Here is a 21794-nt window from a genome sequence, read left to right as displayed (position 1 = left end):
ACACAGTTTCCGGGGTGCTCCGAACCAGTGGTCGGGGCACCCCGGCGCCGGGCCGGACCCGGTCGGGCGGCACCCGGCGATCAAGACGCTGAGCAGCGTTTTCCGTCGGTCGGGGGTGTGCCGCGCAGGAGGTAGGCGTTGATCGCGGAGTCGACGCACGCGCTGCCGCGGCCGTACGCGGTGTGGCCGTCGCCGTCGTACGTGAGGAGGCGGGCGGAGGAGAGCTGGGAGGCGAGGGCCTGGGCCCAGCGGTACGGGGTGGCGGGATCGCGGGTGGTGCCGACGACGACGATCGGGGCGGCGCCCTTCGCCTCGATCCGGTGCGGCCCACCCGTCGGCCGCACCGGCCAGTACGCGCAGTTCAGCGAGGCCCACGCGAGGGCCCGGCCGAAGACCGGGGACGCCTTCTCGAACGCGGGGAGGGCCCGTTCGACCTCCTCGGGGGTGTCGTAGGCGGCCGGGAGATCGAGGCAGTTCACGGCGGCGTTGGCGTACATCAGGTTGGAGTACGTGCCGTCGGGGGCGCGTTCGAAGTAGCTGTCGGAGAGGGCGAGCAGCCCGGCGCCGTCGTCCTTCTCCACCGCCTCGGTGAGCGCCTGGCGCAGCCGCGGCCAGGCCCCCTCGTCGTACATCGCCGCGATCACCCCCGTCGTGGCCAGGGACTCCCCCAGCCGCCGGCCGTCGGCGTCACCGGTCGGGAGCGAGCGCGCGTCCAGCCGCTCGAACAGCCCGCGCATGTTCTCGGCGACCTGCGCGGGCGTACGCCCCAGCGCACAGTCCTTCCGCCCCACACAGTCCTTCGCGAAGGCCCGGAAGGCCGTCTCGAAGCCCGCCGTCTGCTCCTGGTTCAGCCGGTGGGCGGGCAGCGACGGGTCCATCGCGCCGTCGAGCACCAGCCGGCCGACGCGCTCGGGGAACAGCCCCGCGTACGTCGCCCCGAGGAACGTGCCGTACGAGGCCCCGACGTACGTCAGCTTCCGGTCGCCCAGCACGGCCCGCAGGATGTCCATGTCCCGGGCCGCCTCAACCGTGGAGACATGGCGCAGCACCTTCGGCGCCCGCTCCCCACACCCTTCCGCGAACCGCTTGTACGCGGCGACCAGCCCGGTGGTCTCCTCCGTGTCGTCCGGGGTGAGGTCGGTCTGCGTGTACGTGTCCATCTGGCGCCCGGTGAGACATTCGATCGGCTCGCTGCCGGCCACGCCCCGCGGGTCGACGGCGACCATGTCGTACCGCGCCCGCACCTCGGCCGGGTAGCCGATGCCCGCGTACCCCTGCACGTATCCGACCGCCGATCCGCCCGGTCCACCCGGATTGACCAGCAGCGAGCCGAGCCGCTCGCCGGGCCCGGTCGCCTTCCTCCGCGAGACGGCCAGCCTGATGTCCCCTTCGCCGGGCTTCGCGTAGTCGAGGGGCGCCTTCATCGTGGCGCACTGGAATCCGGGGATCTCGCAGTCGCGCCAGCGCAGCTTCTGCCCGTAGTACGGGGCCAGCACCGAGGGGGTCGCACGGGGCAGCGCGCCGAGGGCGGGCCCTCCGTCCACCGCCGTGGCCGCCGTGGCCGCCCTGGTGGAACCGCCGGAGGAGCAGCCCGCGACGAGCAGCGCGGCGGCAGCGAGCAACGCGCCGCCGGCCCGCAGGGGCCGATGCGGCCGGGAAGTACGCCTGGTGTGCATCTCGCGAGCGTAACCAGAACCACTCAATTCATCACGAACAGCGACGAACGCTCCTCGTACGAGTGAAACGGTCAATCAAACGCGCCACACTCACCCGACCTCGCCCGACCCTCACCCCACCCTCACCCGGCACGCAAGGCCATCGTCATCGCCTCCACGGCCAGCAGGGGCGCCACATTTCTCTCCAACGCCTCCCGGCAGGCCGCGATCGCGTCGATCCGCCGCAGGGTCGCCTCCGGTGTGCCGCCCCGGGCCATCCGCTCCAGGCTGTCCCGCACCTCGACATTGGCGAGCGCGACCCGCGACCCCAGCTGCAGCGCCAGAACATCCCGGTAGAACCCGGTGAGTTCGGTCAGCGCGAGATCCAGGCTGTCCCGCTGCGCCCGCGTACGCCGCCGCTTCTGCTTGTCCTCCAGGTCCTTCATCACCCCGGCCGTACCGCGCGGCATCCGCCCGCCCTGCACCGCGCCCAGCGCCGCCTTCAGCTCCTCGGTCTCCTTGGTGTCGACCTCTTCGGCCAGTTGCTTCGACTCCTCCGAAGCGGCGTCCACCAGCTCCTGCGCGGCCTTGAGACACCCCCCGATGTCCTCCACCCGCAGCGGCAGCTTCAGCACGGCGGCCCGCCGCTCCCGGGCCCGCGGGTCGGTGGCCAGCCGCCGGGCCCGCTCGATGTGCCCCTGGGTCGCCCGCGCGGCCACGGCCGCCGCCTCCGGCTCGATGCCCTCCCGCCGTACGAGCATGTCCGCGACCGCGTCCACCGACGGCGTGAGCAGCCCGACGTGCCGGCACCGCGACCGGATCGTCGGCAGCACGTCCTCCAGCGAGGGCGCGCACAGCAGCCAGACCGTCCGGGGGGCGGGCTCCTCCACGGCCTTCAGCACGGCGTTCGCCGATTTCTCGTTCAGCCGCTCCGCGTCCTCGACGAGGATCACCTGCCATCGCCCGTTGGCCGGCGACGTGAACGACTTCCGCACCGTGTCCCGCATGTCGTCCGCGAGGATCTGCGTGCCCACCGCCGCCACGGTGCTGACGTCCGCGTGCGTCCCCACCAGCGCCGTATGGCATCCGTCGCAGAACCCGCATCCCGGGCTCCCGCCGAGCGCCCGGTCCGGACTCACGCACTGCAACGCCGCCGCGAACGCCCGCGCCGCCGTCGCCCGCCCCGACCCCGGCGGCCCCGTGAACAGCCACGCGTGCGTCATCTTCGACGCCTCCGGAGGCGCGGTCCCCGTCACCGCCGCCGTGACGATCGCGTCCGCGTCCCGGGCAGCCGCGCCGAGTTGCCCGCTCAACCGCTCCTGCCCCACCAGGTCGTCCCACACAGCCATGCGCCACCGCCCTCCGTCCCACACGAACCCACTCCGCGCCCCATTGTGCGCGACCCCACTGACAACGCCGCCGACACAACTCCCGAACGACGGACAGCCGCAGGACGCCCGGACAGCCACCCCGAACGGCGGGTGGGCCGCAAAGTGACGCGAGGGGCCGTGCCGGTGCGTAGCAGCCCGTCGCTCACAGCGGCCCGGAGAACGGCTCCCTACTCACCCCGAGCAGTAGGGCAACCCGCGACGGGCTCTACGCACCGGCACGGCCCCGTCCCACCCACCGCTCGCCCGCCCGCCCGCGCCCAAGGCGACCGGACAGGCGGCAGACAGGCGCACCACTCACCACTCACCACTCACCACTCACCACTCACCACTCACCACTCACCACTCACCACTCACCACTGACTCAGCGACGCCGCCCCCAACGCCCCCGCCCCTCGTCCGAGTCGTCCTCGCCATCCCGCAGCCCCAACAACTCGTCCGCCAACGTAGGCAGATCGTCCAACGGCGTCTCCTCGGCCCAGTCCGACCGAGGCCGCCGCCGAGGCACCCCTTCCTCGTCGACCTGCGGAAGCTCCCGCGTCCGCCCCTCCGCCCCATCGGGCGCGGGCCGCTCGTCGCGGAAGTACCCCGGCGGCACCCGGTCCTCCCGCACCGGCGGCAGCACGGCCGTCTCATCGGCCGCCCCCGAAGGCACCTGCGGCAGCACCGCGGTCTCGTCCTCCGCCGCCCCCGAGGACGGCACCGGCGGCTTCGGCAACTTCGCCGTCGTCTCGGAATCCGCCCCACCGGAACCCGACGAGCGCGTCGGCTTCACCACCGGCGAAGGCACGGTGATCGCGTCGTCACCCCCGGAACCCCCAGCAGAACCCCCACGCCCAACCGCAGCCCCCCGCTCAGCCGCATCCGAACCCGAAGCGGCACCCGCACCCGCACCCACGTCCGAAGCAGCCCCCGCGGCCGACCCCGAAGCCACATCCGCGGCAGCCGCCCGCTCAGCAGCCACCCGCTCGGCCTCAGCCCTCTCCGCCTCGGCCCGCTCAGCCGCAGCCCGCTCCGCCGCGCCCCTCTCCGCCGCGACCCGAGCCGCCCGCTCGGCCTCCGCCGCCGCGGCCACCCTCCGTGCCTCCTCGGCCCGCAGCAGCGCCTCCTCGGCCTTCCGCTGCTTCTCCAGGCGGAGCGCCTCCGCCTCGGCCCGCAGCCGCTGCTCCTCCGCGGCCTGCTTGCGCCGCCGTTCCTCCTCGACCCGCCGCCGCTCTTCCTCCTCGGCGCGGGCCTTCTCCTCCGCGAGGAGCCGTGCCTGCTCCTCCTCGGCGCGGCGGCGCGCCTCCTCGGCCCGCTGCCGGGCCTCCTCCGCCTGCCGTTCCGCCTCGCGCCGCTGAGCCTCCTCCAGCTCGCGCCGCTCGCGCTCCTCCTCCTCGGCCCGCAGTCGCGCCAGTTCCTCCTGGCGCTCCCGCTCCAGCCGCTCCTCCTCGGCCTTCCGCGCGGCCTCTTCCTCGGCCTTGCGCCGCGCCTCCTCCTCGGCCTTGCGGCGGGCCTCCTCCTGCGCCTTCACCTCGGCCTCGGAGAGCGGCAGCATCACATCGAGCCGATGCCGGACGACCGTCGTGACGGCCTCGGGATCCTGCGCGGCGTCGACCACGAGATAGCGCCCGGCGTCCGCGGCGGCCAGCGTCAGGAACCCGGCCCGCACCCGCTCGTGGAACTCGGCCGGCTCCGACTCCAGCCGGTCCGGCGCCTCGGTGAACCGCTCCCTCGCCGCCTCCGGCGACACATCCAGCAGCACGGTCAGATGCGGCACGAGCCCATCGGTCGCCCACCGCGAGATCCGCGCGATCTCCGTCGGCGAGAGATCCCTCCCGGCCCCCTGGTACGCCACGGACGAATCGATGTACCGGTCCGAGACAACGATCGCCCCCCGCTCCAACGCGGGCCGCACCACGGTGTCCACATGCTCGGCACGATCCGCCGCGTAGAGCAGCGCCTCGGCCCGATGCGACAGCCCGGCGCTCGACACGTCCAGCAGGATCGACCGCAGCCGCTTCCCCACCGGAGTCGCCCCCGGCTCGCGCGTGACCACGACCTCGTGCCCCTTGGCCCGGATCCACTCGGCGAGCGCCTCGACCTGGGTGGACTTCCCGGCGCCGTCCCCACCCTCCAGGGCGATGAAGAACCCTGAGGCGGCGGGCGCCTGAACCGGATCGTCGCCCTTCAGCAGCGCGTCCCGCAGGTCCTGCCGGAGCGGCACTCCGGACCGGTCGTCGACCTTGGCCAGCACCAGCGCGGCCACCGGCAGCAGCAACGCCCCCACCAGCATCAGCGTGAACGCCGCACCGCCGTGCGCGAACACGAACTTGCCGCTCTCCAGCCGGTGCGGCCCGATGACGGCGGCGACCAGCGGTGCGACGAGCGCCGCCAACGCCACGAACACCCGTACGACGGCGTGCAGATGCTCGGTGGTCCGTGGCCGCCGGAAGTCCTCGGCCTCCTGGTCGAGCAGGGTGTGCCCGGTGTTCGCGGCGATGCCCGCGCCGACACCGGCCAGTCCCAGGATCAGCACCACACTCGTGACGTCCGGGGTCAGCCCGGCGGCGAGCAGCGCGACACCGGTGAAGGCGACCGCGAGGGCCAGCAGCCGACGCCGGGAGAGCGAGGGCAGCACGGCGGACGCGCGACGGATCCCGATGACCACACCACCGGTCAGCGCGCCGACGAACAGCCCGTACATCACCGGCCCGCCACCCAGGTCCTTGGCGTGCAGCACGGCGACGGCGACCACGGCGGCGATCGCACCGGCCACCGCGCCGCAGGCGGGCACCAGCAGCGGGATCGCGCCCGTGCGCCCCTTGTCGACCCCGGTGCCGGTCCTGGGCCGACGCAGCCCCTCCAGCGGCGACCGCGCGCGCGGAGTGCGGGTCTTGGGCAGTTCGAGGAAGGTCACCAGCGACAGCGAGGCGGCGAACAGCCCGGCGGCGACGTACGAGGCGAGCGCGGCCTGGTGCTGTCCGAACCAGTCGATGCCCGCGCCCAGCAGATTGTTGAGCAGCGAGGCGACGACGAGGACGGCGGCGGCGAGGGGCACGGCGACGAATCCCGTACGCAGGGCCAGGCGCCGCAGCGCGTCCATGTGGTCCGGCAGCGGCCGTACGGTCGCGCCCTCCGGCGGCGGCGCGGGCAGCAGCGCGGGGGCCGCGCTCTCCCGGCAGACCGTCCAGAACCGCTCGGCGACACCGACCACGAACACGGTGACCAGCAGCACCGCGAGCGCGTTGTCCGGCGTCCAGTCGATCCACAGGGGCGCGACGATCAGCAGCAGGACCCGTACGCCGTCGGCGCCGACCATGGTCCAGCGGCGGTCGAGCGGCCCCTCCTGCGCGGTCAGCGAGGTGAGCGGTCCGAGGAGTACGGCCCCGAAGAGCAGCGTCGCGAGCACGCGCGTACCGAACACGGCCGCCACGGTGAGCGCGACGCCCCGGTACCCGCCCCCGAAGGAGCCCTCGGCGATCGCCGTCTGGAAGGCGAGGAGCACCAGGACGAACAGTGCGAGCAGATCGCCCACACCGCCCACGAGTTGGGCCCCCCACAACCGTTTCAGCTGGGGCCGACGCAGCAGCGCCCGTACGGCGCGCTCCCTGGAGTCGGCCGCCAGGGCGTCGTCGGAGGCCGGTTCGTGGGCCGTCGGCTGCTCGGCTCGCATCATGCTTTCAGCCTATCGGCACCCACCGACACCCAGAAGCAGCGCCCGAACGCACACACGCCGCATCACCAAGCCGCACGAAACGCACACATTCGACAAAACGCAGACGGAACCTTCCAGCCACCGCCCGACACGAACGCGCACTCAGGGGCGCGGGGCTGTGACATATGCGGCTCCGCCGCGTGGGCGCGACCAGCCACAACCAACCCGCAGCCGCACAAACACCCGCACCCCCGAGCTACTAGGCGCCGTCCCCACTCGCCGTCGCCTTCTTCGCAGCCACCTTCTTGGCAGGCGCGGCCTTCTTCGCGGCGGCAGTCTTCGAAGTCGCCGTCTTCTTCGCGGCGGTCTTCTTCGCCGGCGCCGCCTTCTTCGCGGCGGTCTTGGTCGCCGTCTTCTTCGCGGGCGCCTTCTTGGCCGTCTTCTTGGCGGGAGCCTTCGCCCGCTTCTCCGCGAGCAGCTCGAACCCGCGCTCGGGCGTGATGGTCTCCACGCTGTCCCCGGACCGCAGCGTCGCGTTGGTCTCGCCGTCGGTGACGTACGGCCCGAAGCGGCCGTCCTTCACCACGACCGGCTTCGCGCTGACCGGGTCCTCGCCCAGCTCCTTCAGCGGCGGCTTGGCGGCGGCCCGCCCGCGCTGCTTGGGCTGGGCGTAGATCGCCAGCGCCTCTTCGAGGGTGATCGTGAAGAGCTGGTCCTCGGTCTGCAGCGACCGCGAGTCCGTGCCCTTCTTCAGGTAGGGCCCGTACCGCCCGTTCTGCGCGGTGATCTCCTGGCCCTCGGCGTCCGCGCCGACGACGCGCGGCAGCGACATCAGCTTCAGCGCGTCGGCCAGCGTCACCGTGTCCAGCGACATCGACTTGAACAGCGAGGCCGTACGGGGCTTGACCGCGTTCTTGCCGGTCTTCGGGGTGCCCTCGGGGAGCACCTCGGTGACGTACGGGCCGTAGCGGCCGTCCCGGGCGATGATCTGGTGGCCCGAGTCCGGGTCGGCGCCGAGTTCGAAGTCGCCGCTCGGCTTGGCGAGCAGTTCCTCGGCGAGTTCGACGCTCAGCTCGTCCGGCGCCAGGTCCTCGGGCACGTCCGCCCGCTGGTGCCCCTCGGCGTCCTTCTCGCCCCGCTCGATGTACGGGCCGTAGCGCCCGACGCGCAGCACGATGTCGTTGCCGACGGGGAAGGAGGAGACCTCGCGGGCGTCGATCGCGCCCAGGTCGGTCACCAACTCCTTCAGGCCACCGAGGTGGTCGCCGTCGCCGTTGCCGGCCTCGGCCGCCGCCGTGCCGTTCGCGCCCGCGCCCTCGCCGAAGTAGAACCGCTTCAGCCACGGCACCGCCTGGGCCTCACCGGTCGCGATGCGGTCGAGGTCGTCCTCCATCTTGGCGGTGAAGTCGTAGTCGACGAGCCGCCCGAAGTGCTTCTCCAGCAGGTTGACCACGGCGAAGGACAGGAAGGACGGCACCAGGGCCGTGCCCTTCTTGAACACATAGCCCCGGTCGAGGATCGTGCCGATGATCGACGCGTACGTCGACGGGCGGCCGATCTCGCGCTCTTCCAGCTCCTTGACCAGCGACGCCTCGGTGTAGCGGGCCGGGGGCTTGGTGGCGTGCCCGTCGACCGTGATCTCCTCGGCGGAGAGCGGGTCGCCCTCGTTGACCTGCGGCAGCCTGCGCTCGCGGTCGTCCAGCTCGGCGTTCGGGTCGTCGGCGCCCTCGACATAGGCCTTGAGGAAGCCGTGGAAGGTGATCGTCTTGCCGGAGGCGCTGAACTCGGCGTCCCGGCCGTCGGAGGCGGTGCCGCCGATCTTCACCGTGACGCTGTTGCCCGTCGCGTCCTTCATCTGGGAGGCGACGGTCCGCTTCCAGATCAGCTCGTACAGCTTGAACTGGTCGCCGGTCAGTCCGGTCTCGGCGGGCGTGCGGAAACGATCACCCGAGGGTCGGATCGCCTCGTGCGCCTCCTGCGCGTTCTTGACCTTCCCGGCGTACGTCCGCGGCTGCGCCGGCAGGTAGTCGGCGCCGTACAGCTGCGTGACCTGGGCGCGGGCGGCGGACACGGCGGTGTCGCTGAGCGTCGTGGAGTCCGTACGCATGTAGGTGATGAAGCCGTTCTCGTACAGCTTCTGCGCCACCTGCATCGTCGCCTTGGCCCCGAAGCCGAGCTTGCGCGAGGCCTCCTGCTGGAGCGTCGTCGTCCGGAAGGGGGCGTACGGCGAGCGGCGGTACGGCTTGGATTCGACGGAGCGGACCGAGAACCGGGTGTTCTCCAGGGCGGCGGCCAGCGCACGGGCGTTCGCCTCGTCCAGGTGCAGGACGTTCGCGCCCTTGAGCTGCCCGACCGAGTCGAAGTCGCGGCCCTGGGCGACGCGGCGGCCGTCCACCGACTGGAGCCGTGCGACCAGCGCCGACGGGTCGGAGGCGTCACCGGCGCGGCCGGTGGCGAAGGTGCCGGTCAGGTCCCAGTACTCGGCCGAGCGGAACGCGATGCGCTCCCGCTCCCGCTCCACGACGAGCCGGGTCGCGACGGACTGGACGCGGCCCGCCGACAGACGCGGCATGACCTTCTTCCACAGGACCGGCGAGACCTCGTAGCCGTAGAGGCGGTCGAGGATGCGGCGGGTCTCCTGGGCGTCGACCAGCTTCTGGTTCAGCTCGCGGGGGTTGGCGACGGCGGCCTGGATCGCGGCCTTGGTGATCTCGTGGAAGACCATCCGCTTGACCGGGACCTTGGGCTTCAGCACCTCCTGGAGGTGCCAGGCGATGGCCTCGCCCTCGCGGTCCTCATCGGTGGCGAGGAAGAGTTCGTCGGACTCCTTCAGCAGGTCCTTGAGCTTCCTGACCTGCGCCTTCTTGTCCGCGTTGACGACATAGATGGGCGCGAAGTCGTGCTCGACGTCCACGCCGAGCCGGCGCACCTCGCCGGTGTACTGCTCGGGCACCTCCGCGGCGCCGTTGGGAAGGTCGCGGATGTGCCCCACGCTCGCCTCGACGATGTAGCCGGGGCCGAGATAGCCCTTGATCGTCTTCGCCTTGGCAGGCGACTCGACGATGACGAGTCGGCGGCCGCCCTTCGCGGTCTCGCTGGTCGGGGACAACTTCGCTCTTCTCTCCGGTCGACGCTGGGTCTCCCCAGGCTTGCGTCCCGGGGCGGGCGCCCCCTGCGGCCGGTGCCTGGCACGGGGCTCGGCGGTCGGCCCGGGGGTCGGGTCATGCTGACGCTGCGGAGTGTGACGGTACATCCCGCCCCCGTGTCAAACGGGAAAAGCCCGCAACGGCCACTCGAACGGTAACCCGACTACCGCCATTCCTGCCGCCCGGCGTGTTCAGCGATCCGCCCGGGGCCTATGCGGAGGGTCACATCCCGGTTACCCCGGCCGCCCATCGGCCCCGGCTTCCCGGGCGCTCTCAGAGGCGGGTGAGGCACCACGCGCCGAGCGCGAGGGCGGTGACCGCCGTGACGCTCGCGAGCGTCGCCGACATCACCGGACGCACCCCCTGGGCGACCGGCTCGCCCAGGCGCAGCCGCCTCGCGGTCCACAGCAGCAGCCCGCCCCCGAACAGGGCGAACACCACTCCCACGAAGATCGCCGGTCCGCTCTCCATGTCCCGTCCTCCCGCCCCTCGACCGCCCCGGGACGGGAGGCTGGCACGGACGGGAAGCGGGCGCGCGAACCCGAGGTGAACGCGAGGCGTCCCCGGCTCTCGGACCGCGCTCAGACCGAGCCGGGCGTGGGTATCTTCCCGGTCGTCTTCGACGCGTCGGCGTTGCGCACCGTGCACACCACCTTGTTGAAGCCCTTCTCCCATTCCTTCTCTTCGGACACCCATCCCGACACGATCAGGTCGGCGCCGGGCGCCCAACTCGACTCGAACCTGTTGGTGCACAGCTTCCCGCCCTCGGCGAGGGCGCCGTCGAAGGTCATGTTGGAGGGTGCCTGGACCGATCCGACGACCTGGTCGGTGTGCGGTTCGGCACAGTCGGTCAGCGGGGCGTCGTACCCCTCGTCCTCCCGGGTGGTGTAGTCCCAGCAGTCGCCGACGGCCATCTGCGTGGGCCACAGGTTCATGCCCACGTCACGGAGTCGGCCGACCTCGCCGCCTATCGCGACGTGCTTGCCGAGTACGAGACATGCCGTACCGCCCTTGGCCGCGGTGAAGCCCGCCTTCGTCGGGACGAGCGCGTAGACGTCCGCGTCGGGCAGGGCCTCGGCCATCGGGTCGGCCTGGCTGGCGCAGCGCTGGGCGCCGCTGGCCGCGGCGTCCGTGTGGTCGGAGGCCGTCTCTATCGCCACGACCTGGCCGTCGGGCCAGTCCTCGTCGCAGTCGACCACGCCGAGGTCGGGCACCGAGGCGAACGCCGTCCCCGTCCAGACCGCCTTCACGCAGTCGCCCACCTCCAGCGCCTTCTTGAGCGCGGCCTGCTTGCCGTACGGGTACTCCGACCCCGGTGGCGACGCCAGCGCCTCCGGGCTGTCGGAGGGCTTGGGTTCCGGGTCGCTCGCGAAGTTGACCGCGGCCCAGGTCCCGCCGCCCGCCACCAGCAGCACGGCGACCACGATCGCGACAATCGCCGCCGCGGGTGTCTTCCGCTTCGGCCCGCCGGGCGGCGGCGGACCCCCGGCCGTGATGGTCGGATACCCGGCGTTCCCCGGCGGCCGGACCCCGCCTCCCCCGTACGGCGTCGACGGGTTGGCCGCGTACGGCAGCGACTGATTGCCCACGGTGCCGCCGTAGCCCGGCGCCTGACCGCCGGCTCCGGCGCCGTACGGGGTGCCGGGGGTGCCCCCGTACGGCGTGGCCCCGCCGCCCGCCGGGCTCCCGTAGGGCGTGGCCCGGCCGCCCCCGTAGGGGTTGTAGCCGTCGTAGGGGCTCCGCGGCTGCTGTCCCTGCTGCGGCTGCTGCCACGGGTCGTACGGCGAGGGGCCGCCCGGCGCTCCGCCCGGTGTGTGCGGACCGCCGGCCGGGGTGTTCGGGGTGTTCGGCCCCGCAGGTCCGCCGGGTGTGTGCGGGGCCCCTGGGGTCTGTGGTGTGTACGGCGTGTGGGGTGCGCCCGGGGTGTTCGGGGTGCCGCCGAGGCCGTGCTGCCCGGCGGCGACATAGCCGGGCGGCGCGCTCGCCACGTACCCCGGGGGCGCACCGGTGGTCGGGTGGCCGCCGGGCGTGCCCGGTGTGGCGGGCGTGCCCGGTGTGGCGGGCGTGCCCGGTGCCGGTCCGAAGGCGCCGGGCGCCGACGCGGGGGTGGCTCCCCAGCCCGGCGGGGTCGAGGCGCCGCCCGCGCCGGTCACCCGCTCCAGGCCCCGGGCCACCGCCTCCGGCGACAGCCGGCGCACCGGGTCCTTGATGAGCAACCCGTGCAGGACGGGGGCCAGTTCACCGGCGAGGACGGGCGGTGTCGGCTCCTCGCCGAGCAGGGCCGTGAGGGTGGCGTACTCACCGTGCCGGTCGAAGGGGCCGCGGCCCTCGACCGCGGCGTACAGCGTGGCGCCGAGCGAGAACAGGTCGGCGGCCGGTGTGGGCGGCTCGCCCCGCGCGCGCTCCGGCGCCAGATAGCCGGGGGTGCCGAGGATGCCGGCGGTGGCGGTGAGCCGGGGTTCGCGGGACTCCGGCTGGAGCGCGATGCCGTAGTCGGTGAGCAGCACCCGCGCGTAGGGGTCGCCGGAGGCGTCGGCCGCGAGCAGGATGTTGGCCGGTTTCACATCCCGGTGGAGTATGCCGATCCGGTGCCCCGCCGTGAGCGCGTCGAGGACGGCGAGCCCGATCCGGGCGACCTGCTCGGGCGCGAGCGGCCCCCGCTGCCGTACGACCGCCTGGAGATCGATCGCGTCCGGCACGTACTCCATGACGATCCACGGCAGGCCCTCGTGGAGCACCACGTCGTGGACGGTCGCCACATGCGGATGGCCGCGCAGCCGCGCGGCGTGCCTGGCCTCGCTGCGGGCTCGGGCGATGCGCTGGGCGCGCTCGGTCGCGTCCCTCGGGACATCGGGCAGGGAGATCTCCTTCATGGAGACCTCGCAGGCCAACTCCTCGTCGTACGCGAGCCAGACCCGCCCCATGCCGCCCGCGCCCAGGGTGCGCAGCAGGCGGTACCGGTCGTTGATGATCCTGTCCCGGCCGTCCGCCGGCATCGCCCCCGCCATCGCGACCCCCCGATCCCCCAGAGACAGCGCGTGCCTCCCCCGAGGACACGTCGCATCCGTCTCTTGAAAATAGCTTCGCACGCACCACTGACAGGAGCCCTTTTACGGACCAATCCAGACAGAGGAGGCACATGTGTCCCAGGGGTGCCAACCCGCCCCGTACGTCACGGGATCGGGCGCCGCGCGGGGTACCGGTACCGTCATCGGACAGTACGGAAATCGTCACCGGGCACGAGGGGCGACCGGACAGGGCCGGGCGGGGTCCCGGTGGCTCACGGCGCCGGTTCGAGGAACCCCTGCTCCACAAGCAGCCGGATCTGGACGGGAGTACGGTCGCGCAGCGCCACGGGGTCCTCGCCGACCAGCTGGGCGATGGCGTCCAGAATCCGCCCCGCGCTGAGCGTGCCGTCGCACACACCGGCGAATCCCGCGCCGACCGTGTCCACCTTCGCGGCCCGGCGCATGCCCCGGTTCTGACGCAGCACCACATGCTCGGGGTCCTCGGCGCCGGGCGGCCCGACCTGTTCCTGGACGACCTCGGTGGTGAGCCGGAAGTGCGCGGCGAGGAGCGCCGCGTCGTCGTTCGCCCGCAGGTAGTCGACGCGCGCGAAGTGCTGCCGCACGGTCTCGCCGAGCGGTTGTTCGACCGGATGCGGCCATTCCTCGACGGTGATCGAGGGCGCGGAGTCCGCGGCGGCCGACTTCCGCAGCGTGATCCAGCCGAACCCGACGCCCTTCACCTTCCGCGCCTCGAACTCGTCGAGCCACGCGTCGTAGCGCGCCTGGTACTCGGCCACGTCACCGCGGTGGTCGCCCGCGTCCCGCAGCCACAACTCGGCGTACTGCGTGACGTCCTGGACCTCCCGCTGCACGATCCACGCGTCGCAGCCGCGCGGCACCCAGGACCGGAGCCGCTCCTGCCAGTCCTCCCCCTCCACGTGCTGCCAGTTGGCGAGGAACTGCGCGAACCCGCCCTCGTTCAGCCGCTCCCCCGCCTGTTGAACAAGCGTTTGGCAGAGTTCGTCCCCGCCCATCCCGCCGTCGCGGTACGTCAGCCGGGCGCCGGGCGAGATCACGAACGGCGGGTTCGACACGATGAGGTCGTACGTCTCGTCCGCCCCGACCGGCTCGAACAGCGAGCCCTCCCGCAGATCGGCCGCCGGGGCGCCGGAGAGCGCCAGCGTGAGCGCCGTGATGTGCAGCGCTCGCGGGTTGAGATCGGTCGCGGTCACGCGCGTGGCGTGCTGGACGGCGTGCAGCGCCTGGATCCCGGAGCCGGTGCCGAGGTCGAGGGCGGTGGCGACGGGCGTGCGCACGGTGATCCCGGCCAGGGTCGTGGAGGCCCCGCCGACGCCCAGCACGACACCCTCGTCCCGGCTCCCGATCCCCCCGGCCCCGCCGACCGCGCATCCCAGGTCGGACACGATGAACCAGTCCTCGCCTGCGGGCCCGCCGTACGGCCGCACATCGACGGCGGCGGTGATCTCGTCCCCGTCCTCGCCGACGCGGACGAGCCAGCCGCTCTCGACGCACTCGTCGACGGGCAGCACGGCGTCCACGCGCGCGCGTACGACCGGTTTCTGCAACAGGAACAGCCGCACGAGCGCCTCCAGCGCCGTGTCGCCCCGGGTCGCTCTCAGCGCCGGTACGACCTCGCTGCGGGCCAGCGCCGCGTACGCGGACGCCCCGAGCAGTTCGAGCAGCCCGTCGGCGGTGAAGTCGGCACCGAGCAACGCCTCCCGAAGCCGCACAGCGACATCGGACCGGTCGGCAGAGGGCAACGAAGACAGCCTGAAGTCACTCACACGACCCAGCGTAGCCGCGCACCCCGACCCCGGCCCCAGCCACAGCCGCGCGTGCGCTCCTCAGCCACCCCGACCGCGGCCAATCGTGCCGCTGGGGCGGCGCGGCCCGGCTCACCCCACGGCCGGAGACAACCCCGCTCAGCTCACGAAGCGGAAGCCGGCGCCGAAACCCCTCCGGAGGACGTCGCCGACTTGCAGCTCTCCTGCTCGGCCATCGCCTGCCCGACCTCCCCCTTCTCCAGCTCCTTCAGCGCGTCGCTCCCGGTCTTGCTCAGCTTCTCCAGCTCGGTCGCGACCCCTTCGAGCCCGTCCGCGAACTTCGCCTGGTCCTTCGTGTTGAGCGCGTCCGACTTCTTCTTCAGCTCCCCGTACGCCGTGGACAGCTGGTTCAGCTCGGCGACCGCCGCCTTCTGCTTCTTCGCGCCGTCCTCGACATCCGGCGCCCCGGCCCGCTGAATGGCCGTCGCCATCGCCTTGTAGGCGTCGGAGATGTCCTGGAAGCCCTGGGAGTCGGCCTTCTGCACGTCCGCCGGTGCGCTGTCGTCCGAGGTCTCCTTCTGGATCGAGGCGTTGGCCGCCGCGATCTTCTTGATCTGCGGCTGTACGGAGTCGCAGACCTCCTTGGCCCAGGAGTTCAGCTTGTCGTTCGTCTCGTCGTCGCCGCCGCAGCCGGACAGCGCCAGTACCAGTACCGCACCGCCGGACAGTGCGGCCGCGAGCTTCTTGTTCACCGGATCGGTCCCTTCCATGGCTCTCGGCCCCGGAACATACACGCCGAATGGGAGCCACCTGTGTGCTGAGCACCCCCGGTGCGCCCTTTTGTAACCGTTTGAACCAAGAGAGAGAAGGCTCACGGAGAGCGCCGGCACAGACAAGGGCGGGCGGCCGACGCGTCAACACGCGCCGCCCGCCCGCCCCTTGAGCAGGACCCTCGTAGGCCCGGCCGGAGGACCGTCTACGAAACCACCGCTGGATCCGCCGACTTGGCCACCCGCTCGGAGTTGCCTTCGTCACCCACGGCGATACCGCGCCGCTTGGACACGTACACCGCCCCGACGATCACGGCGATCGAGGCCACCGCGATGGTGACCCGCAGCGCGACGCTCTTGTCCTCGCCGTAGCTGAACTGGACGACCGCGGGCGCGATGAGCAGCGCGACGAGGTTCATCACCTTCAGCAGCGGGTTGATGGCCGGTCCCGCCGTGTCCTTGAACGGGTCGCCCACAGTGTCGCCGATGACGGTCGCGGCATGGGCCTCGCTGCCCTTGCCACCGTGATGACCGTCCTCGACGAGCTTCTTCGCGTTGTCCCACGCGCCACCGGAGTTGGCGAGGAACACCGCCATCAGCGTGCCGGTCCCGATGGCACCTGCGAGATAGGCGCCGAGCGCGCCGACCCCGAGCGAGAACCCGATCGCGATCGGCGCCATGACGGCGAGCAGACCGGGCGTGGCCAACTCCCGCAGGGCGTCCTTGGTGCAGATGTCGACGACCCGGCCGTACTCCGGCTGCTCGGTGTAGTCCATGATCCCGGGCCGCTCGCGGAACTGCCGCCGCACCTCGTAGACCACCGAACCGGCCGACCGCGCGACCGCGTTGATCGCCAGCCCCGAGAAGAGGAAGACGACCGCGGCGCCCGCGATGAGCCCGACCAGGTTGTTGGGCTGCGAGATGTCCATCATCAGGTTCATGGGCGCGCCCTCGCCGGAGACCCTCTCCCCGACGTCGTTCGCGGCCGTGAGGATCGCGTCGCGGTACGAGCCGAAGAGCGCGGCGGCGGCGAGCACGGCCGTGGCGATGGCGATGCCCTTGGTGATGGCCTTGGTGGTGTTGCCGACGGCGTCCAGGTCGGTGAGCACCTGCGCGCCCGCGCCCTCGACGTCACCGGACATCTCGGCGATGCCCTGCGCGTTGTCGGAGACCGGCCCGAAGGTGTCCATGGCGACGATGACACCGACCGTGGTGAGCAGACCGGTACCGGCCAGCGCCACCGCGAACAGCGCGAGCATGATCGACGTACCGCCGAGCAGGAACGCCCCGTACACGCCGAGACCGATCAACAGGGCGGTGTAGACGGCCGATTCGAGTCCGATGGAGATTCCGGCGAGGACGACGGTGGCCGCGCCGGTCAGCGAACTCTTGCCGATGTCCTTCACGGGACGCCGGGTGGTCTCGGTGAAGTAGCCGGTCAGTTGCTGGATCAGCGCCGCCAGCAGGATGCCGATGGCCACCGCGACGACCGCGAGGACCCGCGGATCGCCGGCGTGGCCCTGGATCGCCGTGTCCGTGACGCCTTCGAGGTCGGCGTACGACGACGGCAGGTAGGCGTAGACGGCGATGGCGACGAGCACCAGCGAGATCACCGCGGAGATGAAGAAGCCGCGGTTGATGGCGGACATACCGCTGCGGTCGGTGCGGCGGGGGGCCACCGCGAAGATGCCGATCATCGCGGTGAGTACGCCGATCGCGGGCACGATGAGCGGGAACGCGAGCCCGGCGTCGCCGAACGCCGCCTTGCCGAGGATCAGCGCGGCGACGAGCGTCACGGCGTACGACTCGAAGAGGTCGGCCGCCATGCCGGCGCAGTCGCCGACGTTGTCGCCCACATTGTCGGCGATGGTCGCGGCATTGCGCGGGTCGTCCTCCGGAATGCCCTGCTCGACCTTGCCGACCAGGTCCGCGCCGACGTCGGCGGCCTTGGTGAAGATGCCGCCGCCGACCCGCATGAACATGGCGATGAGCGCGGCCCCGAGGCCGAAGCCCTCCAGCACCTTCGGCGCGTCGGCCGCGTACACGAGGACCACACAGGACGCGCCGAGGAGGCCGAGCCCCACCGTGAACATGCCGACGACGCCGCCGGTGCGAAATGCGATCTTCATCGCCTTGTGCGAGACGGCGGTGAGATCCTTTTCCGGCTCGCCCTCCGCCGGTGTCGCTTCCCGGGCCGCCGCGGCGACGCGCACATTGCTGCGTACGGCGAGCCACATACCGATATAACCGGTGGCCGCCGAGAACGCCGCGCCGATCAAGAAGAACACCGATCGACCGGCGCGCTGATTCCAGTCGTCGGCCGGAAGCAGCATGAGCAGGAAGAACACGACGACGGCGAATACGCCGAGCGTGCGCAACTGCCGTGCCAGATAGGCGTTCGCGCCTTCCTGGATCGCCGTCGCGATCTTCTTCATGCTGTCGGTGCCCTCGCCCGCCGCGAGCACCTGGCGCACCAGGACCCCGGCGACGGCGAGCGCGGCCAGGGCCACGACGCCGATCAACATGACGATGATCCGGTTTTCGTCGGTCAGTACCGCGGCTGCGAAGTTCGCGGTGTGGTCAAACCTTTGAGGGGTAGAAAGCCCCGCCATTCGTCCTCCTTGACGCTGGGGCTGAGCTCAAGATGTGGACGGATTGTAGGGAGGTGCACCTGACCAAAACAGTGCGCGGGAAACGGAATTGGCCTTCACATGCCCTTCAGCAAATGATCCGCACCCGCCCACGCTACTCGAAAGAAGTAACGCCTCAAAGGCATTGACACTTGATCAATTATCACGTGAATGATCGTGAATTACTTCACGAATTCCGGTGTTCCGATGAACGGTGATCGGAATAACTGCCGGGAAAACGTGAAGGGCCCTGCTCAGCAGGGCCCTCTCGGTACTACGTGAACTCGGTACTACGTGAAGGGGAGAAGATCAGGGCAGGACCGCGATCGACGGTGTCGTCGGCCAGGTCATACGGATCAACCCGCCGTTCTCCCCGGCCGAGACCTCGACGTCGTCGACGAGGCCGCTGATGACCGCGAGGCCCATGTCGTCCTCCTCGATCTCGGCGTCCCCGTCGCCGGCGCCCGATGACCGGTCACCGGGGACGGCGTGCGGCGCCTCGTCGCCGACCTCGATGGAGAACTGCTTCTCCTCCTCGATCAGCAACACCCGCACCGGCGCCGAGATACCGCTGCTCTGATGCAGTCCGACGGCACGGGTGCACGCCTCGCCGACGGCCAACCTGACCTCGTCGAGGACGGCCTCGTCCACTCCGGACCTGCGCGCCACCGCTGCCGCCACCAGTCGGGCGGTCCGGACGTGCTCGGGCAGCGCGCTGAAGCGGAGTTCAACGGTGGCCATGCATCCCCCTCGGAACTACGGGCGTGCTGTCGAAGGGCCGGGCCCTCGGGCCCGGTCCCCCCTCACTTGTCTCTTGCCGTACCGGGCGCTGGGCCCGGGTGGGCACGATCAGTCGGTGGCAGCCACCGCTTCGTCGACCGAGGTGTGAATCGGGAACACCTTGGTCAGACCGGTGATGCGGAAGATCTTCAAAATCCGCTCCTGGTTGCACACCAGACGCAGCGAGCCCTCATGGGCCCGTACGCGCTTCAGGCCGCCCACCAACACGCCGAGCCCGGTGGAGTCGAGGAAGTCGACGCCCTCCATGTCGACGACGAGGTGGAAACTCCCGTCGTTGACCAGCTCGACCAGCTGCTCACGCAGCTTGGGCGCGGTATATACGTCGATTTCGCCACCGACCTCGACGACCGTACGATCGCCGACGGTACGGGTCGACAGGGACAGGTCCACGGATCCTCCAGCACCTTGCTATCGAGCGTTCGCCCCTCGGGACACCTCGGCTTGAAAGCCCCCGGGACGGTTCGCCAGCCGCGATGGCATTCAATCACTTACCGGCAGGCGTGCACGACGCCTTGGCTCCATTGTCCGTCACGCCGGTGACACACTCGATGCCGATGGCCAAGAATCACCGACCCGATCGATCCCCGACGGACACCGCCTCCAGCCCCTCGCCGGGCACGGTCCTGGACCGGCTCGCCTCGGGCCCGAGCCGGGCTTCGCGCATCACTCATACGGAGCATGTGCCCCCGCGCGCGGGTCGCCATGCCGTCTGGCCCGACCGGATCCGAGCGGAGGTCATCGCCGCCGTACAGGCCGCCGGAATCGAACATCCCTGGGCCCACCAGGCACTCGTCGCCGAGCACGCGCTGGACGGCGACTCGGTCGTCGTCGCCACGGGCACCGCCTCCGGCAAGTCGCTGGCCTACCTCGTCCCGGTCCTCTCCCGCCTCCTGGACGGCTCCGAGGCCCCCAACGGCCGTGGCGCGACCACCCTCTACCTGGCCCCCACCAAGGCCCTGGCGGCGGATCAGCGCCGATCGGTGAAGGAACTTTCACAACCGCTGGGAAACGCCGTGCGCCCGGCCGTGTACGACGGCGACACCCCCGTCGAGGAACGCGAATGGGTCCGCCAGTACGCCAACTACGTCCTCACCAACCCCGACATGCTCCACCGCGGGATCCTCCCCTCCCACCCTCGCTGGTCCTCCTTCCTGCGCGCCCTCAAGTACGTCGTCATCGACGAGTGCCACACCTATCGCGGCGTCTTCGGCTCCCACGTGGCCCAGGTGCTGCGCCGCCTGCGCCGCCTCTGCGCCCGCTACGGCGCCGACCCCGTCTTCCTCCTCGCCTCCGCCACCTCCGCCGAGCCCTCGGTCGCCGCCCGCCGCCTCACCGGCGTCCCGGTCATCGAGGTCGCGGACGACGCCTCACCCCGTGGTGAACTGGTGTTCGCCCTCTGGGAACCCCCGCTCACCGAGCTGCACGGCGAGAAGGGCGCGCCCGTACGGCGTACGGCCATCGCCGAGACGGCCGACCTGCTCACCGACCTGACCGTCCAGGGCGTCCGCTCGGTCGCCTTCGTACGCTCCCGGCGCGGCGCCGAACTGATCTCCGTGATCGCCCAGGAGCGCCTGGCCGAGGTCGACCGCTCCCTCGCCCGCCGCGTCGCCGCCTACCGCGGCGGCTACCTCCCCGAGGAACGCCGGGCCCTCGAACGCGCCCTCCACTCCGGCGAACTCCTCGGCCTCGCCGCCACCACCGCCCTCGAACTCGGCATCGACATCTCCGGCCTGGACGCCGTCCTCATCGCCGGCTACCCGGGCACCCGCGCCTCCCTCTGGCAGCAGGCCGGACGCGCCGGACGCGCCGGGCAGGGCGCGCTCGCCGTCCTCGTCGCCCGCGACGACCCGCTGGACACCTTCCTGGTCCACCACCCGGAGGCCCTGTTCGACCGACCGGTGGAATCGACCGTCCTCGACCCCGACAACCCGTACGTCCTCGCCCCCCACCTCTGCGCCGCCGCCGCGGAACTCCCCCTGACGGACGAGGACCTCGCCCTGTTCGGCCCCGCCTGCGAGGACCTGCTCCCGCAGCTGGAGGCCGCGAAACTGCTCCGCCGCCGCGCCAAGGCCTGGCACTGGACCCGCCGCGAACGCGCCGCCGACCTCGCCGACATCCGGGGCCAGGGCGGTCGCCCCGTCCAGGTCGTCGAGACCGGCACGGGCCGCCTCCTCGGCACGGTCGACGCCGGCGCCGCCCACACCACCGTCCACGAGGGCGCGGTCCATCTGCACCAGGGCCGTACGTACCTGGTGCGCGATCTGGACCTGGAGGACTCCGTCGCCCTCGTCGAACAGGCCGACCCGCCCTATTCGACGGTCGCCCGCGACACCACCGCCATCTCCGTCCTGGAGACCGACACCGAAGTCCCCTGGGGCGACGGCCGCTTGTGCTACGGCTCCGTCGAAGTCACCAACCAGGTCGTCTCCTTCCTCCGTCGCCGCCTCATCACCGGCGAGGTCCTCGGCGAGTCCAAACTCGACCTCCCTCCGCGTACGCTGCGCACCCGTGCCGTCTGGTGGACCGTCACCGAGGACCAACTCGACGCGGCCCGGATCAATCCCGAGATCCTCGGCGGCGCCCTGCACGCCGCCGAGCACGCCTCGATCGGCATGCTGCCCCTCTTCGCGACCTGCGACCGCTGGGACATCGGCGGCGTCTCGGTCCCGCTCCACCCGGACACCCTGCTCCCGACGGTCTTCGTCTACGACGGCCACCCCGGCGGCGCGGGCTTCGCCGAGCGCGCCTTCCACACGGCCCGCGCCTGGCTCACCGCCACCCGCGAGGCCATCTCATCCTGCGAGTGCGACGCCGGCTGCCCGTCCTGCATCCAGTCCCCCAAGTGCGGCAACGGCAACGACCCGTTGCACAAGCGGGGGGCCGTGCGGCTGCTGACCGAACTCCTCCGGTCGGCACCCGACGCTCCAGCGGAGGACCGGGGACCCTGAGGCCCGGGAGCGCGCCCCTCATCCCCC

At 71.8% G+C, this 21794-nt stretch carries 12 protein-coding genes; 1 reads left to right on the top strand and 11 read right to left on the bottom strand.

All coding sequences use genetic code 11. The features are described 5' to 3' along the window. Positions 1 to 80 precede the first annotated feature (80 nt). The 11 genes from F9278_RS27320 to bldG all read right to left on the bottom strand — a co-directional run bounded on the left by F9278_RS27320 (position 81) and on the right by bldG (position 19209). On the bottom strand, positions 81 to 1676 hold the full coding sequence (locus tag F9278_RS27320; protein WP_193241658.1) for an alpha/beta hydrolase: 1596 nt from the start codon (positions 1674 to 1676) through the stop codon (positions 81 to 83). A 122-nt stretch (positions 1677 to 1798) separates the two neighbouring features. Then, positions 1799 to 3004 (bottom strand): DNA polymerase III subunit delta', encoded by a 1206-nt coding sequence (locus F9278_RS27315; RefSeq protein ID WP_152170667.1) that lies wholly within the window; start codon positions 3002 to 3004, stop codon positions 1799 to 1801. 403 nt (positions 3005 to 3407) lie between these two features. Further along, the gene (gene tmk, locus F9278_RS27310) at positions 3408 to 6701 is read right to left on the bottom strand and encodes a dTMP kinase (RefSeq protein ID WP_152170666.1); all 3294 of its coding nucleotides are present in this window, start codon (positions 6699 to 6701) and stop codon (positions 3408 to 3410) included. Between the two features lie 238 nt (positions 6702 to 6939). Further along, entirely contained in the window at positions 6940 to 9789 is a 2850-nt protein-coding gene (topA, locus tag F9278_RS27305; protein ID WP_152170665.1) for a type I DNA topoisomerase, read from the bottom strand. 310 nt (positions 9790 to 10099) lie between these two features. Continuing rightward, the gene (locus F9278_RS27300) at positions 10100 to 10297 is read right to left on the bottom strand and encodes a hypothetical protein (RefSeq protein WP_152170664.1); all 198 of its coding nucleotides are present in this window, start codon (positions 10295 to 10297) and stop codon (positions 10100 to 10102) included. Between the two features lie 110 nt (positions 10298 to 10407). After that, entirely contained in the window at positions 10408 to 12834 is a 2427-nt protein-coding gene (locus F9278_RS27295; RefSeq protein ID WP_152170663.1) for a serine/threonine-protein kinase, read from the bottom strand. Positions 12835 to 13106: 272 nt separating this feature from the next. Continuing rightward, on the bottom strand, positions 13107 to 14639 hold the full coding sequence (locus F9278_RS27290) for a DUF7059 domain-containing protein (RefSeq protein WP_152170662.1): 1533 nt from the start codon (positions 14637 to 14639) through the stop codon (positions 13107 to 13109). Positions 14640 to 14782: 143 nt separating this feature from the next. Then, positions 14783 to 15388: a small secreted protein gene (locus F9278_RS27285; protein ID WP_152170661.1), complete on the bottom strand. Its 606-nt coding sequence runs from the start codon at positions 15386 to 15388 to the stop codon at positions 14783 to 14785. 206 nt (positions 15389 to 15594) lie between these two features. Next, positions 15595 to 18000, bottom strand: a complete 2406-nt coding sequence (locus F9278_RS27280) for a sodium-translocating pyrophosphatase (protein ID WP_152170660.1) — start codon at positions 17998 to 18000, stop codon at positions 15595 to 15597. Positions 18001 to 18327: 327 nt separating this feature from the next. Beyond that, a complete protein-coding gene (locus F9278_RS27275; RefSeq protein ID WP_152170659.1) occupies positions 18328 to 18759 on the bottom strand; it encodes an ATP-binding protein in 432 nt (143 codons plus the stop codon). A gap of 108 nt (positions 18760 to 18867) precedes the next feature. Further along, positions 18868 to 19209, bottom strand: coding sequence for an anti-sigma factor antagonist BldG (gene bldG / locus F9278_RS27270; RefSeq protein ID WP_005475923.1), 342 nt, complete (start codon positions 19207 to 19209; stop codon positions 18868 to 18870). An 83-nt stretch (positions 19210 to 19292) separates the two neighbouring features. Here bldG and F9278_RS27265 point away from each other — a divergent pair, with 83 nt between their 5' ends. Beyond that, positions 19293 to 21767 carry a DEAD/DEAH box helicase gene (locus F9278_RS27265; protein WP_193241657.1) on the top strand — a complete coding sequence of 825 codons (2475 nt, stop codon included), beginning with the start codon at positions 19293 to 19295 and terminating at the stop codon, positions 21765 to 21767. Positions 21768 to 21794: the final 27 nt, after the last annotated feature.

It is taken from the genome of Streptomyces phaeolivaceus, from assembly GCF_009184865.1.
Classification (GTDB): domain Bacteria; phylum Actinomycetota; class Actinomycetes; order Streptomycetales; family Streptomycetaceae; genus Streptomyces; species Streptomyces phaeolivaceus.
Note: the sequence above shows the minus strand (reverse complement) of the source record. Positions and strands in the feature narration are given on the sequence as shown.

Coding starts and splice junctions, on each gene's coding strand:
- F9278_RS27320 (WP_193241658.1), bottom strand. CDS start 1,676: ATGCACACCAGGCGTACTTCCCGGCCGCATCGGCCCCTGCGGGCCGGC.
- F9278_RS27315 (WP_152170667.1), bottom strand. CDS start 3,004: ATGGCTGTGTGGGACGACCTGGTGGGGCAGGAGCGGTTGAGCGGGCAA.
- tmk (WP_152170666.1), bottom strand. CDS start 6,701: ATGATGCGAGCCGAGCAGCCGACGGCCCACGAACCGGCCTCCGACGAC.
- F9278_RS27300 (WP_152170664.1), bottom strand. CDS start 10,297: ATGGAGAGCGGACCGGCGATCTTCGTGGGAGTGGTGTTCGCCCTGTTC.
- F9278_RS27295 (WP_152170663.1), bottom strand. CDS start 12,834: ATGGCGGGGGCGATGCCGGCGGACGGCCGGGACAGGATCATCAACGAC.
- F9278_RS27285 (WP_152170661.1), bottom strand. CDS start 15,388: ATGGAAGGGACCGATCCGGTGAACAAGAAGCTCGCGGCCGCACTGTCC.
- F9278_RS27280 (WP_152170660.1), bottom strand. CDS start 18,000: ATGGCGGGGCTTTCTACCCCTCAAAGGTTTGACCACACCGCGAACTTC.
- F9278_RS27275 (WP_152170659.1), bottom strand. CDS start 18,759: ATGGCCACCGTTGAACTCCGCTTCAGCGCGCTGCCCGAGCACGTCCGG.
- F9278_RS27265 (WP_193241657.1), top strand. CDS start 19,293: ATGGCATTCAATCACTTACCGGCAGGCGTGCACGACGCCTTGGCTCCA.